The sequence below is a fragment of the Sphingomonas sp. Leaf198 genome (assembly GCF_001424005.1).
GTDB lineage: Bacteria > Pseudomonadota > Alphaproteobacteria > Sphingomonadales > Sphingomonadaceae > Sphingomonas.
Genome location: NZ_LMPX01000001.1, coordinates 1330153 through 1345963 on the forward strand (window position 1 = coordinate 1330153; position 15811 = coordinate 1345963).

The 15811-nt window shown below is 63.8% G+C and carries 17 protein-coding genes; 10 read left to right on the forward strand and 7 right to left on the reverse strand.

Going from position 1 to position 15811, the window contains the following annotated elements:
• Positions 1-2 precede the first annotated feature (2 nt).
• The 3 genes from ASG20_RS05905 to ASG20_RS05920 all read right to left on the reverse strand — a co-directional run bounded on the left by ASG20_RS05905 (position 3) and on the right by ASG20_RS05920 (position 2786).
• Positions 3-794 carry an RMD1 family protein gene (locus tag ASG20_RS05905; RefSeq protein WP_236698747.1) on the reverse strand — a complete coding sequence of 264 codons (792 nt, stop codon included), beginning with the start codon at positions 792-794 and terminating at the stop codon, positions 3-5.
• Between the two features lie 307 nt (positions 795-1101).
• On the reverse strand, positions 1102-2115 hold the full coding sequence (locus tag ASG20_RS05915) for an SDR family oxidoreductase (RefSeq protein ID WP_082470749.1): 1014 nt from the start codon (positions 2113-2115) through the stop codon (positions 1102-1104).
• A 5-nt stretch (positions 2116-2120) separates the two neighbouring features.
• Positions 2121-2786, reverse strand: coding sequence for an HAD family hydrolase (locus ASG20_RS05920; RefSeq protein ID WP_056049722.1), 666 nt, complete (start codon positions 2784-2786; stop codon positions 2121-2123).
• Positions 2787-3333: 547 nt separating this feature from the next.
• Here ASG20_RS05920 and ASG20_RS05925 point away from each other — a divergent pair.
• From ASG20_RS05925 to ASG20_RS05945, 5 genes are all read left to right on the forward strand, one after another.
• The gene (locus ASG20_RS05925; RefSeq protein WP_056049726.1) at positions 3334-4506 is read left to right on the forward strand and encodes a zinc-dependent alcohol dehydrogenase; all 1173 of its coding nucleotides are present in this window, start codon (positions 3334-3336) and stop codon (positions 4504-4506) included.
• Between the two features lie 80 nt (positions 4507-4586).
• The gene (locus ASG20_RS19760) at positions 4587-5045 is read left to right on the forward strand and encodes a hypothetical protein (protein WP_201780681.1); all 459 of its coding nucleotides are present in this window, start codon (positions 4587-4589) and stop codon (positions 5043-5045) included.
• Positions 5046-5129: 84 nt separating this feature from the next.
• A complete protein-coding gene (locus ASG20_RS05935; protein WP_056049729.1) occupies positions 5130-5633 on the forward strand; it encodes a ferritin-like domain-containing protein in 504 nt (167 codons plus the stop codon).
• 69 nt (positions 5634-5702) lie between these two features.
• On the forward strand, positions 5703-5981 hold the full coding sequence (locus ASG20_RS05940; protein ID WP_156364036.1) for a hypothetical protein: 279 nt from the start codon (positions 5703-5705) through the stop codon (positions 5979-5981).
• A 184-nt stretch (positions 5982-6165) separates the two neighbouring features.
• Complete coding sequence (locus tag ASG20_RS05945; RefSeq protein ID WP_056049735.1) at positions 6166-7353, forward strand: DUF2252 family protein; 1188 nt, start codon at positions 6166-6168, stop codon at positions 7351-7353.
• A gap of 61 nt (positions 7354-7414) precedes the next feature.
• On the opposite strand, the gene ASG20_RS05950 is transcribed toward ASG20_RS05945, so the two are convergent.
• From ASG20_RS05950 to ASG20_RS05965, 4 genes are read right to left on the reverse strand one after another with little or no spacing between them, the layout of a single operon-like run.
• A complete protein-coding gene (locus tag ASG20_RS05950) occupies positions 7415-7720 on the reverse strand; it encodes a cytochrome o ubiquinol oxidase subunit IV (protein ID WP_056049737.1) in 306 nt (101 codons plus the stop codon).
• Complete coding sequence (locus ASG20_RS05955; protein ID WP_056049740.1) at positions 7717-8343, reverse strand: cytochrome c oxidase subunit 3; 627 nt, start codon at positions 8341-8343, stop codon at positions 7717-7719. The genes ASG20_RS05950 and ASG20_RS05955 overlap by 4 nt, the downstream gene beginning before the upstream one ends.
• Positions 8340-10439: a cbb3-type cytochrome c oxidase subunit I gene (locus ASG20_RS05960; RefSeq protein ID WP_082470750.1), complete on the reverse strand. Its 2100-nt coding sequence runs from the start codon at positions 10437-10439 to the stop codon at positions 8340-8342. Before ASG20_RS05960 ends, ASG20_RS05955 begins: the two co-directional genes overlap by 4 nt.
• Entirely contained in the window at positions 10436-11305 is an 870-nt protein-coding gene (locus tag ASG20_RS05965; RefSeq protein WP_056049743.1) for a hypothetical protein, read from the reverse strand. The genes ASG20_RS05960 and ASG20_RS05965 overlap by 4 nt, the downstream gene beginning before the upstream one ends.
• 235 nt (positions 11306-11540) lie before the next feature.
• On the opposite strand from ASG20_RS05965, the gene ASG20_RS05970 reads away from it, so the two are divergent.
• From ASG20_RS05970 to ASG20_RS05990, 5 genes are all read left to right on the forward strand, one after another.
• On the forward strand, positions 11541-12629 hold the full coding sequence (locus tag ASG20_RS05970; RefSeq protein WP_056049745.1) for an alpha/beta hydrolase: 1089 nt from the start codon (positions 11541-11543) through the stop codon (positions 12627-12629).
• A 22-nt stretch (positions 12630-12651) separates the two neighbouring features.
• Positions 12652-13137: a DUF4142 domain-containing protein gene (locus tag ASG20_RS05975; RefSeq protein ID WP_056049750.1), complete on the forward strand. Its 486-nt coding sequence runs from the start codon at positions 12652-12654 to the stop codon at positions 13135-13137.
• A gap of 64 nt (positions 13138-13201) precedes the next feature.
• Entirely contained in the window at positions 13202-13783 is a 582-nt protein-coding gene (locus ASG20_RS05980; RefSeq protein WP_056049753.1) for an SRPBCC family protein, read from the forward strand.
• A complete protein-coding gene (locus tag ASG20_RS05985) occupies positions 13783-14961 on the forward strand; it encodes a zinc-dependent alcohol dehydrogenase (RefSeq protein WP_056049757.1) in 1179 nt (392 codons plus the stop codon). Before ASG20_RS05980 ends, ASG20_RS05985 begins: the two co-directional genes overlap by 1 nt.
• A gap of 14 nt (positions 14962-14975) precedes the next feature.
• Entirely contained in the window at positions 14976-15761 is a 786-nt protein-coding gene (locus ASG20_RS05990; protein WP_056049760.1) for an SDR family NAD(P)-dependent oxidoreductase, read from the forward strand.
• Positions 15762-15811: the final 50 nt, after the last annotated feature.

Below are 15811 nucleotides of genomic sequence, written 5' to 3' on the forward strand. Positions count from 1 at the left end.
CTTCAGTGACGCCATAGCTCGTAGATATTGAGGACGACCTCGAACGCGATCAACCCGATCACGGCAAGCTCTAGACGCAACGAGCGCTTGTCCTGCACCAGGTCGAGCAGCCACTCGGCGGCGTCACCGATGACCTCGAGCTTGCGTTCCATCGCACGCGCGCGGTCGCCCAGTTCGAACTCGGCTTCGAGGCGCCCATAAAGCCGGTCGAGTTCGGGGTGATCCCAGAGCAGGTCCGGCTTCTCCATGATCTGCGCACGGCCGACCACGCGATGTTGCGCCGCGAGAACGTCGCCGATGCTCTGCATGACCCGCCGGATCGGCATGACCGCGCGACCATGGATGCGCAGCTCGTTGATCAGCGGTTCGACGCGATCGAAGGCTTCCGCGATACGGCCTTCGTCGCGCGCTAGGACGACGCTTCGGGCGACCACGGTAGCGGTCAGCAACAGCCGTTCACGCGACGCCTCTTTCAGCCGGATGTGACCGTCGGCACTCACGGACTCCTCGCGGTCGGCGCAGATTTCGATCCAGGCGGTTTCCGTTTCCGGCGTAGCGAGAGGCTCGATGATGTGGTCGGAAAGATGGGCGATAAGCCGGCGCTCGGTCTCGGCCGATGCCCCGATCAACACGAGAACGCCGTAGCGGAAGACGAATGCGGCCCCAACGCCTGAGAGGTCCAGGGTTTCGGGTTCGACAAAGTCTCGCAGATTGCGGGTGTCGACCCGCGTACCGAGCAGTAATGCCCGCACGTCGCCCCTGCTTGGTTCGCCCGGCAACGCGGCACCCAGCACTTCCCTGATCCCGACGCTTACCGTTCGCAGGGATCCGCCATCAACCATGTCGCGTCACAATCATGGGGCAGCCTTACCCGTCCGAAGCCGACCCGCCAATAACCGCTAAAAACAGCGACGGAGCCGACATATTAAGGGCTTGAGACAATCCCCCACCGCCAAGGATGCGGCGATGATCCAGTCGGGTTGGAGGTTGTGCTCCTGCAACGCTTCGTAGATGACCGCTTCGAAGGCCGAGCGCGTTGCCGCCGGTGAGGACGAGCACGACATCGACGTCGCGCGGCCCCCGTGCATTCGGCGTCTGGCGTTACCGGCTGGTATCCTTCGGCCGGCTCAGTGCAACCGCGATCCCGGCTCCGACGACACCGAGCAACAGAACGGCGGGGTGGAGTTTTTGCGCCTGCAATACGGTACTCGATTTGCGTGCGTGGACGTCCTGGCTGCCGCGCAATGCATCGACGCGCGGGGCGTAGAGGTTGTCGCGCCGCGACGGGTCGCCGGGATCTTCGGGCTTCTGCTGCGCAACGGTGCCGACCAGTTCCATGATCTTGTCGCTCAATCTTGGCGCGGCGCGCGAGAGCAGCGAGGACAGCAGCCCCCCGCCCCCTGCATACAGCGTCCGCCGCGGCGTCTCGCACGCGAACAGCACCGCGTCGGCGACGACCGAGGGCGCGTAGAGCGGCGGCGGCAGGCGCGGCGGCTGGTCCATGAAGTTGCGCGCATGCTCGGGGAACGGCGTGTCGATCGCGCCCGGCTTGATCAGCGTCACCGAGATGCCGGCGCCCTCCTGCTCCAGTTCCATCCGCAACGTATCGGTCAGCGCCTGCACCGCATGCTTGGTCGCGCAATACGGCCCCTGCTCGACGATCGCGCGGTCGCTGAGGATCGAACCGACATTGATGATCGCCCCGCCGCGGCCGCGCAGATGCCGCGCGGCGACCAGCGATCCGTGCAGCACGCCGAAATAATTGACGTCGAACACGCGGCGGTGATCGGCAACGGGTACTTGGTCCAGCGTGCCATAGGTGCCTGTTCCGGCATTGTTGACCCAGCTGTCGAAGCCACCAAAAGCCTCGACCGCGACAGCGGCAACCCGCTCGACTGCGGCCATGTCGCTGACGTCCGCGACGCAGATCGCGATACGTCCGCCGTCAGCCGACAGGCGATCGCGGAGTGCCTCCAGTGCCGCTTCGCTACGCGCGGTCGCGACGACCGCGGCACCGCGGCGCACGGATTCCTCGACTATGGCGAGCCCGTTCCCGCTGGTTGCGCCTGTGACGACAATGACCTGATCGCGGAGGGGTTTAAGTATGAGACCCATGTCGATCAGCGTCGCAGCGGCGAGGTTGCATAGCCCGCGAGCAAGGCCGCCACGTCGTCGTAGATCGCGATCGCGCCTGCCGCGTGCAGTTGCTCGTCCTTGAACTTGCCCGAACGGACCGCGACCGCGGCGATCCCGCATTTGGCCGCCGCCTCGATATCGTGGGGCGTGTCGCCGACGACGATCACCTCGGTGGGGTCGATTCCTGACAGCTTCGCGAGCGCGGTCGCGAAGATGTCGGGCGCGGGCTTGGTCTTCTCCACGTCGTCACTGCTCGTCGTCGCGGCGATCAGGTCGCGGGCGTCGAGCAGGTCTATGTAATGGTCGAGTTCTGCCTCGGAGGCCGACGAGGCCAGGACGACGCGTTGCCCCAGGCCATGCGCGTGTGCCAGGAGGTCGTGCGCCTGCGCGAACGGCTTGGCAGTCTCCAGGTACTTCGCCTTGAAGATCGCGCCGTGCGTGTCGCCGAGCTTTTCCTGCTGCTCCTCGTCCGCATCGGGCAACAGCGTCGGCACGAGCATATCGGTCCCCTTGCCGATCTGGTCGTGGATCACCTGGCGGTCGAACGACGCGTCGATGGTCGCGAACGCCTCTTCCCAGGCGAGGACGTGCATGTCGTTGGTGTCGACCAGCGTACCGTCGATATCGAAGAGAATGGCTTTGATTTGCATAGGTCATCCCAAATCTGGTTCGTGCACCCGCCCGCCGGAACGCCGCAGCCCGATTGCAGGCGTGGCGGTCGAACGGCGTCGGCGGGATGCGATAACGTCCTAACGGCTCACGCTCCGAATTGACCCACGCTCGGGCGAACTTGACGATGCGATCTCTGATCGGGATGACCATCCAAAGCATCCATGTCGCAGCCGCAACGACATCGCGTAACAATCAGTCTCGCCAAGTCATTACGATGTATGAGATTTTCGCCTTGTCAGCACAACTTGTTTTACGCCGATCAATACTGATACCAATCAATATGAAATATAAATGGCGGATATTGGCGCTAAGCAGGAACGATGACGCCACGTTGATCGCTATACGCCCCAGGATACGCTCACGCTGACGGCAACGACGCATACGCGTGGCGGCCGGACCTTCGCGGCGACAGTGCATAGTGTTGATGATGATCGGGCGGCATTTGCGCCAGTGCCGAGTCATGTCTGACGAGATGCCATGTCGTGCGTGAGCAAAATACTGTAATTCTATCACGGAGATTTTCTGATGCGCGCACTGGTTTGGCATGGAAAAGGCGACGTACGCGTCGATACTGTTGCAGATCCCGAGATCAAGCATCCGCGCGATGCGATCATCAAGGTTACGGCCTGCGCGATCTGCGGGTCCGATCTCCATCTGCTCGACGGCTACCAGCCGACGATGCAGGCGGGCGACATTCTTGGCCACGAGAACATGGGTGTCGTCGTCGCGCTCGGCTCGGAAGTTACCAATCTGAAGATCGGCGACCGCGTGGTCGTGCCGTTCACGATCAGCTGCGGCGACTGCTTCTTCTGTCGCAAGGGGCTGTTCTCGGCGTGCGAGCGGACCAATCCGAACTCGGAGATGGCGATCAAGGCGATGGGCCATTCGCCCGCCGGCCTGTTCGGGTTCAGCCACATGCTGGGCGGCTATTGCGGTGGCCAGGCCGAGTATCTGCGCGTGCCGATGGCGGATATAGGCCCGATCAAGGTGCCCGACAGCGTCACCGGCGAGCAGGCGCTGTTCCTCTCCGACATCTTCCCGACCGGCTACATGGCCGCCGAGAATGCGCAGATCGAGCCGGGCGATACGGTGGCGATCTGGGGTTGCGGTCCGGTCGGTCAGTTCGCGATCCGCTCGGCGCTGATGCTCGGCGCGGGCCGCGTGATCGCGATCGATGAGGTGCCCGAGCGACTGGCGATGGCCGAGGCCGGCGGTGCGGAGACGATCAACTTCGCCGAGGTCGACAGCGTCTATGACGAGCTCCAGTTCCGCACCAAGGGCCGCGGCCCCGACAGCTGCATCGACGCGGTCGGCGCCGAGGCTTCGGGTCATGGCGCAATGGATGCGGTGATCGACAAGGTGAAGGCGGCGACGTTCCTCGCCACCGACCGTGTCCACGTCCTGCGCGAGGCGATCATGAGCTGCCGGATGGGCGGCACGGTGTCGATCCCCGGCGTCTATGTCGGGATGGGCGACAAGATCCCGATCGGCGCGATGATGAACAAGGGGCTGACGATCAAGACCGGCCAGACGCACGTCCAGGCCTATACCAAGCCGCTGCTCGCGCGGATCGAGGCAGGTGATATCGATCCGAGCTTCGTCGTGACGCACCCGGCCAGCCTCGAGGATGCACCCGAAATGTACCAGAAGTTCCGCGACAAGCAGGACGGCGTCATCAAGGTCGTGCTGCGGCCGTAACACCGTCCCGAGCCGGTCTGCTCCCGTCGAGCGGACCGGCTCGGTTCGTTTTGATCCGCTACATTCAGAAGGACATACCGATGAGTGACAAGGTTCATACTCCCGTGCCCGGCAACTCTGCGAGCAAGGGCGCACCCGACGGCGTCTCGGACTCGCCGCGCGGCAACGATGACGTTCACGGCCGCAGCGAAGGCGGCGAGAGCGGTGGTGGGTCCTATCCCAACCCGCATGCCGGCAAGACCGAGACGAACACCGGCTTCATGGCGCATGGCGGCCAGACCGACATCGCCTATCACGGTGGCGGCCAGGCGGGTGAAGACGGTGGCAGCGCGGCGAACGGGGTGGCAGGATCGGGCGGCGGTGACGGCATGACGATCGCCGCCGACCCGGATGCGGACCGCGAACCGCATGCGATTGCTGCCGAAGGTCGCACGATCGAGGTCCTAGAGACCTCGGGTATCGCCGAGGCCGAAGCCAACGGCAAGATCGGCACCAATGCCGACTACGAGGACGAGCAGAAGCAGCCAGGCGCCGGCTGAGGCCGGCGCGCTTCGATACGCATTTCCCTAAACTCAAAACCAGCAGCCGCGCATCCCGCTCGGCGACATCACGAGGATGATCCCATGTCTGCACCCGAAGATCTCCAGCAAATCTACACCGACGAGCTGAAGGATCTGTGGTCGGCGAACGACCAGATGAAGAAGGTCCTGAAGAAGATCACGTCGAAGGCGAGCGACGCATCGCTGAAGGAGATGCTGACCAAGTCGCAGGCGGATATCGAGACGCATACCGACCTGCTCAAGGAGCTGATCGCGTCGAACGACGAGAAGGTATCGAAGGAGCATTGCAAGGGCATGGAAGGCCTCGTCGCCGAAGCTACCAAGCACGTCCTCGAGGAAGGGCCGGAAAAGGGTCCGCTGCTCGATGTGATGATCATCGCGCAGTATCAGCGGATGACGCATTACGGGATTGCCGGGTTCGGCACGGCGACGGCGTACGCCAAGGCGCTGGGTCTCAAGGACGACTACAAGAAACTTAGCGCCGCGACCAAGGACATCTATGGTGGCGACGAATATATGACGAAGCTCGCCGAGACGACCGTCAACATCGACGCCGAAGACGAATGACATGATCGCCCGCCGGCATCAATCCGGCGGGCGACGACCTGATCCACGTAGACGATGGAAGCGACGACGATGACGACCTACCCTTTGAGCGAACCGGCTACGATCTATGCCGCGGATCCGTCCGGCGATGCGACATCAGAAGCGGTCGGACAAGGAACGCTGGAAGAGTGCGTGGATATCGTCGCCGATCTTTCCGCGGACGAACAAAAATCGATCATGATCCAGATGGATGACATCGACCTCAAGTTCGGCCCCCAGGAAATCAGCGAGCTTTTACGGTTTCTGCGGGAGGAAACCCCAGGCCTTTCGAACACGGAGATAGCCGAGGTGAAGAGCGCCGATCTGTAAGGTGCAGATGCGTGTTGCGATGCCGGGCGATGAATTGCTATCGGCGGCGGCCAGCCACGGCGAAGGGTGACTGTCGCCTCTCATCACCAGCCAATTCGACGGTTGCCTAGATCCCGGTATTCGTCGTTACGAAACGATCGCTGGTGAGGCTGGCGCCGATCCGTCCTCTTTCGAAAGCGAACTCATGGCCGTGGCTCCCGACGAACGCTCGGCCGTGCTCGAACGAACCCGCGCCCTCAAGATGGCGCGGTCGGTCCACGCGTATGTCCGCGGAAACACGTCGCAGTTCTATCAATGGCTTGAGGAGTCACCCGTCGCAGCCAGCATTCCGGAAGGTCCGGCAGTCTGGATTTGCGGCGACTGTCATCTCGGCAATCTCGGGCCGGTGGCCGATGCCGATCATCGCGTCGACATCCAGATACGCGATCTGGACCAGACCGTCATCGCCAATCCCGCCTACGATCTCATCCGCCTTGGCCTGTCGCTCGAAACCGCGGCACGCAGTTCGGATCTGCCGGGCGTCACGACCGCACGGATGATCGAGGCGATGGTCGACGGGTATTGCCGGGCGCTGACGCCGACCGTCGATGACGATCCGCGCGAACCCGACGTCGTTCGGTCGGTAAGACGCGAGGCGATCGGCAGACGGTGGCGCCATCTGGCGAAGGACCGTCTCGAGGACGTCGAGCCTAACATTCCGCACAACAAACGCTTCTGGAAGCTTTCGCGCGCGGAGAAGAGCGAGATCGTCGCGCTGTTCGGCGAGGATACGATTCGCGCGCGATGCATGGAGCTGGCCGGCGTGGCGGGCGGCGGGAAACTTCGGGTAGTCGACGCCGCCTATTGGCGGAAGGGGTGCAGTTCGCTCGGCCACCTTCGTTTCGCGGTGCTGATCGGCATCTCGCATGGCAAGGCAAAGGATGAACGACTGGCGCTGGTCGATATCAAGGAGGCCGTGGCCTCCGTCGTACCGGTAACGAGCGAGACGACGATGCCGCGCGACGCGGGCGAGCGGGTGCTCGCCGGGGCTAATGCGCTGTCGCCGAACCTGGGCCAGCGAATGGTCGCGGCACACCTCATGGGCAAGCCCGTCTTCTTGCGCGAACTGGCGCCGCAGGACCTCAAGATCGAGGTCGAACAATTCAGTCGCAAGGAAGCGGTCGCCGCCGCGTCCTACCTGTCGTTCGTCGTGGGTCAGGCGCACGCCCGACAACTCAGCGACGACGCAAGACTGGCATGGCGCGATACACTGACCGCCCGCGATGAGAAACTCGACGCACCGTCTTGGCTATGGCAAGCCATCGTCGCGATGGCCGGAGCACATGAAGTCGGCTATCTCGAACACTGCCGCCGCTTCGGCGCGCATGGGTGAGGTCTTCCGCCATTCGCTCATGATATAGCGTGATCGTGATGCAGCCAGGTCTGTGGTGCGCTTACCCCATCATCCGCCCGCGGAGGTTGAACAGGATCACCAGCGTTCCCGACACCATCAGCGCGATGATCAGCGCGGAGAAAAGGATCAGTTGCAGGTCGTGGCGCGAAGACCGCTTGAGGCTGATGTGGAGGAAACAGCGGAACTGCACCGCCATCTGCACGAGGCCCAGCGTCAGTACGCTGCCGAAGATCGCGCGTGCGCCGAACGACGGCCAACGGACCACCGCGAAGGCTGCCACGGTCAGCACGAGCGACAGGCCGTAGCCGACCGCATAGGTGAGCAGTTCGCGGGTCCGGTCGCTCATCCGATGTTCCCTTGCAGATAGACGACCGAAAAGATCGCGATCCAGACGATGTCGAGCAGGTGCCAGAACAGCCCCAGCCGCAGCAGGTTGATCCGCACCCGCGCGTCGAGGCCATAGGCGCAGACCTGGGCGACCATCACGACCAGCCAGAAGCACGCGACCGCGACGTGGAGCCCGTGCAGCCCGACCAGCGCGAAGAACGACGACAGGAAGCCGCTGCGCATCGGGTAGGCGCCGTGCGCGAACATCGTCGCGAAGTCGTTCGCCTCGAGCGCGAGGAAGACGAGGCCGAGGCCGAGCGTCGCACCGAGCCAGCCGAACAGCACGCGGCGCGGTTCGTCGTACTTCATCGCGATCGTCGCGCGGCCGAACGTCGCGCTGCTCGTCAGCAACAGCAGCGTCTCGACAAACGCGGGCAGCAGCTTGAATTCTGAGGCCGGCGTCGGGCCGCCGACGGTACTGGCGATCATCGTGCCGTAGGTGGCAAACAGCAGCGCGAAGATCACCGCGTCGCTCATCAGGAATATCCAGAAGCCGAAGATCGCGTTCTCCGCCTGGTCCTGCGTCAGGGCGCCGGTGTCGCCTAGGTTGAGGCCGGCATGCGCCAGTTCGGGTTCGCTCACGCCACGATCTCCGCAAGGCCACGATTGACCGCGGCGGTCTCCAGTTGCCGCGGGATCGCGGGCGTCGCCCGGACGCGCGTGAGCCAGGCCTCATGCTCGCGCGCGACTTCGGCGGCGGGAATGGTGCGGTGCTGGTCGCGACCGAAGCTGCGTAGCACGACCGCCGCGACGATCACCTGGAGCGCGACGATGGTCAGCCCCCAGATCTCCCAGATCAGGCCGAACGCGGCGACTGCGGCTGTGAGCCCGATCACGACGCTGGTCGCGCTGCCCTTCGGCACGACGATGTCCTCGTAAGCCGGTGGTGAGGCGTACGGGTCCGGTTGGCCCTCGTCATGCTTGTGATCGTAGAACGGGTTGCGTCCGTCGATCAGTGGCAGCACCGCGAAATTATATTCGGGCGGCGGGGCGCTGACCGACCATTCGAGCCCTCGGCCGTCCCACGGGTCGCCCGCTTCGACCTGCGTCTTGGCACGGTCGCGGATGCTCACCCACAGCTGGATGCCGAGCGACGTCAGCGCCGCCAGCAGGACGAACGCGCCGACGCCGGCGACGTACAGCCACGGCCGGAACGACGGTTCGAAGATCGCCTGCGTCCGCCGCGCCATCCCGCTCGCGCCGAGCACGTAGAGCGGGAAGAAGGCGAGGTAGAAGCCGACCACCCAGCAGGTGAACGCGATCCGGCCCCAGCGCTCGTCGAGGCGGAACCCGAACGCCTTGGGGAACCAGTAATGATAGCCCGCGAGCATCCCGTACAGCAGCCCCGGGATCAGCATGTTGTGGAAATGCGCGACGAGGAACAGCGTGTTGTGGACGAGGTAGTCGAGCGGCGGCATTGCCAGGATGATGCCGGTGAAGCCGCCCAGCACGAACGTCATCATGAACGCGAGGGCGTACAGCATCGGCACGGTGAAGCGCACCTCGCCGCGAAACATTGTCCAGATCCAGTCGTAAATCTTGACGCCCGTCGGCACGCCGATCGTCATCGTCGCGATCCCGAACGCCGCGTTGACGTTGGCCGACTGCCCCATCGTGAAGAAATGATGGACCCACACGGTGAAGCTCAGCACCGCGATCGCCATCGTCGCGATCACCAGCGAGGTGTAGCCGTAGAGGTCCTTGGTCGAGAAGGTCGACACGACCTCCGAATACACGCCGAACGCGGGCAGGATCAGGATGTAGACCTCGGGATGACCGAACAGCCAGAACATGTTGGCATAGTTCATCATGTTGCCGCCGAGGTCGTTGGTGAAGAAATGGAACCCCAGATAGCGGTCGAGCGCAAGCAGCAGCGTGGCGACGGTCAGCGGCGGCATCGCGAAGATCATCAGGATCGACGTGCACAGGCTTGTCCACGAAAACATCTGCATCCGCATGAACCGCATTCCCGGCGCGCGCAGCTTGTAGACGGTGCAGGCGATGTTGATCCCCGCCATCGTCGAGCCGATCGACCCCAATGTCACCGCCCAGATCCAATAGTCGACCCCGACGCCGGGGCTGAACGCGCGCTCGGTATAGGGCGGGTAGCCGCTCCATCCGCCGGTCGAGAACTCACCGACGACGAGGCTCGCCATCATCAGGCCGGCAGCGCCGATCGTCAGCCACAGGGCGATCGAATTGGCCCAGGGAAACGCCATGTCGCGCGCGCCGATCTGGAGCGGCAGGACGTAGTTGATCATCCCCGTGAGGAACGGCATCGCCATGAAGAAGATCATGATCGAGCCGTGCGTCGAGAACAGCTGACCAAAATGATCGGGCGACAGGAAGCCGGGATTCTCGATCGCCACCGCCTGCTGCATCCGCATCAGCACCGCCTCGACCAGCGCGCGCGACAGCATCACGAACGCGACGACGATGTACATGATGCCGATCTTCTTGTGGTCGAGGCTGGTGAGCCACTCGGTCCACAGATACCGCCACTTGCCATAGCGCGTCAGCAGCACCGCGACGACGACCGCGCCGACCACCACCAGCGCGCCCGCGAACGCGCCGATGATCTCGCTGATCGTCGGGTTCTCCCATGCGCGCACGAACGGCAGGTCCTGCCAGCCGAACCGGCCGAACACCGCTGGCCAGAGGGGAACGGAAACGGTCATCGAACGGCTTTCGGAGAAGAATGGGTCATGCCGCCGGTCGCGGCGACAACGTGCTCGAACAGGTTCGGCGCGACATGCGCGAACTCGACGGGCCGGGTGATGATTGACCGCGCGGACAGCCGCCGCCACGTCTGCGCATCCAGTGTGCGTTTGCCACGACGTGCAGCCGCCGCCCAGCGATCGTATTCCGCCGGCGACACCGCAACGACGTCGAACTTCTGATGCTGGAAGCCGGCGCCGTTATACTGCGTGTTCTCGCCGCGGAACCGTCCCGGCCGGTGCGCCTGGATGTTCAGCTCGGTCGTCATTCCGCCCATCGTATAGATCTGCCCGGCGAGTTGCGGGATCAACATCGACTGCATCACCGTGCCGCTGGTCAGCTTTATATGTACCGGGCGCCCGGCGGGAATGGTCAGCCGATCGACCGACGCGACGCCGAGGTCGGGATAGACGAACACCCATTTCCAATCGAGCGCGATCGCCTGCACCTCGACCGGCGCCGCGCCCGGCAACCGGCGATACGGATCGTCGATCTGCGTCCAATGCCACAGCAGTACGGCAAGCCCGACAACGATCCCGGCGGGCGGGATCCAGATCAGCCCTTCCACCCACCACGAGAAATTCCACTTCGGGCGGTACGCATCGCTACGGTTGGAGAGCCGGTAATGCCACGCGAACAGCGGCGTCAGCAGCAGCACCGGTCCGGCGACGAACAACAGCACGATCGACACGGTGAAGAACAGGTCACGCTCGTGCCCGGCGACAGGCCCCTGCGGATTGAGGAACCCGTGCGACAGCGCCGTGCAGCCGCCCAGACAGGCCAGCAGGACCGGGAGTGAGACCAGATGCCGCCTTTTCCGTTTCACTCGTCCGAACTCCTGAGCATCTCGCCGCCCTCGCGCCAACATGATCGCGCAGCCCATAGCCGTAGCAGCGACCGGCGGTCGCGTCCTTCTCTTAAAGCCTCTCCACGGCAAAGTTGCAGGCCGCCGCCAACTAGTTGTTTGACTTCGATTAAGTTGGATGAATCTAAGGCCGTATTTGCGGAACGATCCGCCGAGGCTCCTGTTGAGGTTTCAACCATAAACAGGGTAAATAATCATGACGTTGAAGCTTCTGGTTGCGGCCGCGCTGATCGGGACATCCGGTGCGGCGATCGCGCAATCCACCACCTCCACCAACGCACCGCCGCCGCCGACTCCGCCCCGCATCGCGACGCAACCACCAGTCGCGGCTTCGGACATGCAGGCGGTCCTCGATCAGTTGCCGACGCTCGGTGCCAAACCGATCGAGACTCTAACGCCGGTCAATGCACGGATCCAGCCATCGGCCGCCGATGCAGCGCACGCGGTGATGCGCCAGAAGGGGTTGTCGACCGCGCCCGATCCGGCGGTCACGACGCAGGACCTGCCCTACGGCAGCGATCCGATGCAGTTCGCGCGCATCTACAAACCCGCTGCCGCGACCGGCGCGCCGATGCCGGTCATCGTCTATTATCACGGCGGCGGCTGGGTGATCGCCGACGTCAACACGTACGACGCCGCGCCGCGCCTGCTCGCCAAGCAGTTGAATGCGATCGTCGTTTCGGTCGAATATCGCCATGCCCCGGAATTCAAGTTTCCGGCGCAACATGACGATGCCTTCGCCGCGTATCGCTGGGTCCTGCAGAACGCGCAGTCGTGGGGCGGCGATACGAACAAGATCGCCCTCGCCGGCGAAAGCGCGGGCGGCAATCTCGCGGTAGCCACTGCGATCTGTGCGCGCGATAACAATTTGACCAAGCCGGTGCATATCCTGTCGGTCTATCCGATCGCGAACAGCAGCATGGGCCTGCCGTCGCGCACGGACTCGGCGAACGCCAAACCGCTCAACACCGCGATGCTCAAGTGGTTCGGCAATTACTACACGTCGTCGATGGCGGACATGCAGGACCCGCGTCTGAACCTGGTCGGCGCGAACCTGCGCGGCCTGCCGACGACGACGATCGTCAATGCGCAGATCGATCCGCTGCGCTCCGACGGCGAGACTTTGGCGGCCGCGATGAAGTCGGCGGGCGACAAGGTCGAGCAGCGCACCTTCCCCGGCGTGACGCACGAGATGTTCGGCATGGGGGCGGTCGTTCGCGGCGCCTACGACGCCAACCAATATGCGATCGCCCGTCTCAAGGCCGCGTTCGGCATCCGCAACTAACCCACCATAAAGGACAATTCCCATGAAGACTCTGATGATATCCGCCGCATTCGGTGCAGCGATCCTGGCGACCCCCGCGATGGCGCAGGTCATGACCCCGAGCGAATACGTCATGACCGCTGGCGCAAGCGATCTGTACGAGATCACGTCGAGCAAAATGGTGCTCGAGACGACGCAGAACCCGGCGTTGCGCGACTTTGCGCAGACGATGGTGACGCAACACACCAAGAGCACCGCCGACGTGAAGGCCGCTGCAATGAAGTCGCGCGTCAAGGTCGCGCCGCCCAAGCTCACCCCGCTCCAGCAGGAACTCGTCACCGAACTCCGTGCCGAGAAGGGCACCGCGCGCGACGCGGCCTATGTCGCGCAGCAGAAGGCGGCGCATGGCCAGGCGCTGGCCGTGCAGAAGGCGTACGCGACGGAGGGCACCGCGCCTGCGCTGAAGACCACGGCCGCAGCGATCGTACCGGTCGTCGAGCATCACATCATGATGCTGAAGGCGATGTAAGCCGGGGTAATCAGGGCAAACGAGCCACCCTCACGCGCCAGATCACAGGACAGGATGAACCGACATGACGGATGAGAAAACCGTTCATACCGACGACGCTCCGCCAACGACGTGGAAGAAAGGCGATGCCCTTGTGGAGTCGGGCATTCCCGACAAAAAGGGTGGCTCGATCGTTGCGCGCGCCGTGACGATCAACCGGCCGGTCGACGAAGTCTTCGCGTATTTCCGTGACTTCGCCAACCTGCCGACGTTCATGGAGAACGTCGAACGGATCGATATTCTGAGCGACACGCGGTCGCACTGGGTGGTGAAGGCGCCGGCCGGCAAGACCGTCGAATGGGATGCGGTCGTGACTGAGGAGACGCAGGACAGCGTCATCGCCTGGACGTCGGAACCCGGTGCCGACGTCGCCAATAGCGGCCGGGTCGAGTTCCGCGATGCCGGCGCGCGCGGCACGGTCGTCACGGCGACCATCGCCTATGATCCGCCGGGCGGCGTGATCGGCAAGCTGATCGCCAAGATGTTCCAGCGCGAACCCGCGATCCAGGCACGCCGCGACCTGCGCCGTTTCAAGCAATTGATGGAAACCGGCGAAATCGCGACTGCGGCGATGAACCGCAAGCAACGCGAAGAGGAGATGGCCTGATGCGCGCTCTGGCATGGCACGGTAAGCACGACGTGCGCGTCGATACCGTCGACGACCCCGAGATCGTCAATCCCCGCGATTGCATCATCAAGGTCACCGCGACCGCGATCTGCGGTTCCGACCTGCATCTGTACGACGGCTATATCCCGACGATGCAGGCGGGCGACATCCTCGGCCACGAATTCATGGGCGAAGTCGTCGAGGTCGGCGCCAAGTCGTCGCTGAAGAAGGGGCAGAAGGTCGTCGTCCCGTTCACGATCGCGTGCGGCAGCTGTTATCACTGCGGCAAACATCAATACTCGGCGTGCGACAACGGCCTCCCCGCCGATAACCAGGATATCGCGCAGGAACTTTACGGCCAGCCGATGGCCGGCCTGTTCGGCTATAGCCACATGACTGGCGGCTATGCGGGCGGTCAGGCGGAATACGTCCGCGTGCCGTTCAGCGACGTCGGGCCGATCGTCATTCCCGACGGTGTCGAGGACGAGAAGGTGCTGTTCCTCTCGGACATCCTGCCGACCGGCTGGATGGCGGCGGAGAACGCGCAGATCGAGCCTGGCGACACCGTCGCGGTGTGGGGCTGCGGTCCGGTGGGCCTATTCGCGGTGCAATCGGCGTTCCTGATGGGGGCCGAACGCGTCATCTCGATCGACCACTTCCCGCACCGCCTCGAGCTTGCGAAGAAGTTCGGCGCCGAGACCATCAACTACGAGGAAAGCGCGGTCTACGAGGCGCTGATGGTGATGACCGGCGGGATCGGTCCCGATGCGGTGATCGACAGCGTCGGGTTGGAGGCGCACGGCTTCTTCGTCGACAACGTGCTCGACCAGATCAAGGCGTCGACCTTCCTCGGTACCGATCGTGCGCATTCGATCCGCCAGGCGATCATCGCGTGTCGCAAGGGCGGGCGGGTGTCGATGCCGGCGGTCTATGGCGGGTTCATCGACAAGTTCCCGCTCGGTGCGCTGATGGAGAAGGGGCTGACGCTCAAGACCGGCCAGACGCACGTCCAGCATTACATGCCCGCGCTGCTCAACGCGATCATGGAGGGCAAGATCGACACGACCTTCCTGATCTCGCACCGGATGGACCTGGAGGACGCGCCCAAGGGCTATGACATGTTCAAGAACAACCAGAACGAAGTGACCAAGGTCGTGCTCAAGCCCGGCTTCAATTGAGAGGATTGGACGACATGGCCGATAAATTCGCGATCATCACCGGGGCCTCGACGGGCATCGGTTTCGAACTCGCCACGCTCGCGGCGAAGGACGGCTACGACATCCTCGTCGTCGCCAACGAAACGCTGATCCAGTCCGCCGCCGCCGACTTCAAGCAGTTCGGCACCGACGTGACCGCGGTCGAGGCGGATCTGTCGACGATCGAGGGCGTCGATGCGCTTCTCGCCGCGACCACCGGGCGGAAGGTCGACATCTTGTGTGCCAATGCCGGCCACGGTCTCGGCCATGGCTTTCTCGACCAAGCAGTCGCAGACTGGCGCGACGTGATCGACACAAACATCACCGGCACGCTGTACCTTCTTCAGAAGGTGATGCCGGCGATGGTCGCTCGTAATGACGGCAAGGTGCTCGTGACCGGGTCGGTCGCAGGCTACATCCCCGGCGCGTTCCAGGCTGTCTACAATGGCTCGAAGGCGTTTATCGACAGCTTCACCGAGGCCCTGCGCAACGAGATCAAGGACGCGGACGGGGTCACGCTGACGACGCTGATGCCGGGGCCGGTCGACACCGAATTCTTCGACCGTGCCGACATGAACGACACGTCGGTCGGCACCGATCCGAACAAACGCGATCCGGCCGACGTCGCCAAGGACGGCTGGGATGCGCTGTTGAGCGGGAAGGCGTCGGTCTTTTCGGGCTTCATGACGAAGGTCCAGGGCGTGCTCGCCAACGTCATCCCAGGCTCGGTGCTCGCCGAACAGCATCGGAAGATAGCCGAGCCGGGCAGCGCGAAGGACTGATCGGCGGGTCGCCAACCGAACTGCGCAACGATGCCTGGCCTTATGGGACC

What these genes read in the sequence shown, in the direction of transcription:
- ASG20_RS05915 (WP_082470749.1), bottom strand. Translation starts at nt 2,115, where the DNA reads ATGGGTCTCATACTTAAACCCCTCCGCGATCAGGTCATTGTCGTCACA.
- ASG20_RS05920 (WP_056049722.1), bottom strand. Translation starts at nt 2,786, where the DNA reads ATGCAAATCAAAGCCATTCTCTTCGATATCGACGGTACGCTGGTCGAC.
- ASG20_RS05925 (WP_056049726.1), top strand. Translation starts at nt 3,334, where the DNA reads ATGCGCGCACTGGTTTGGCATGGAAAAGGCGACGTACGCGTCGATACT.
- ASG20_RS19760 (WP_201780681.1), top strand. Translation starts at nt 4,587, where the DNA reads ATGAGTGACAAGGTTCATACTCCCGTGCCCGGCAACTCTGCGAGCAAG.
- ASG20_RS05935 (WP_056049729.1), top strand. Translation starts at nt 5,130, where the DNA reads ATGTCTGCACCCGAAGATCTCCAGCAAATCTACACCGACGAGCTGAAG.
- ASG20_RS05940 (WP_156364036.1), top strand. Translation starts at nt 5,703, where the DNA reads ATGACGACCTACCCTTTGAGCGAACCGGCTACGATCTATGCCGCGGAT.
- ASG20_RS05945 (WP_056049735.1), top strand. Translation starts at nt 6,166, where the DNA reads ATGGCCGTGGCTCCCGACGAACGCTCGGCCGTGCTCGAACGAACCCGC.
- ASG20_RS05950 (WP_056049737.1), bottom strand. Translation starts at nt 7,720, where the DNA reads ATGAGCGACCGGACCCGCGAACTGCTCACCTATGCGGTCGGCTACGGC.
- ASG20_RS05960 (WP_082470750.1), bottom strand. Translation starts at nt 10,439, where the DNA reads ATGACCGTTTCCGTTCCCCTCTGGCCAGCGGTGTTCGGCCGGTTCGGC.
- ASG20_RS05970 (WP_056049745.1), top strand. Translation starts at nt 11,541, where the DNA reads ATGACGTTGAAGCTTCTGGTTGCGGCCGCGCTGATCGGGACATCCGGT.
- ASG20_RS05975 (WP_056049750.1), top strand. Translation starts at nt 12,652, where the DNA reads ATGAAGACTCTGATGATATCCGCCGCATTCGGTGCAGCGATCCTGGCG.
- ASG20_RS05980 (WP_056049753.1), top strand. Translation starts at nt 13,202, where the DNA reads ATGACGGATGAGAAAACCGTTCATACCGACGACGCTCCGCCAACGACG.
- ASG20_RS05985 (WP_056049757.1), top strand. Translation starts at nt 13,783, where the DNA reads ATGCGCGCTCTGGCATGGCACGGTAAGCACGACGTGCGCGTCGATACC.
- ASG20_RS05990 (WP_056049760.1), top strand. Translation starts at nt 14,976, where the DNA reads ATGGCCGATAAATTCGCGATCATCACCGGGGCCTCGACGGGCATCGGT.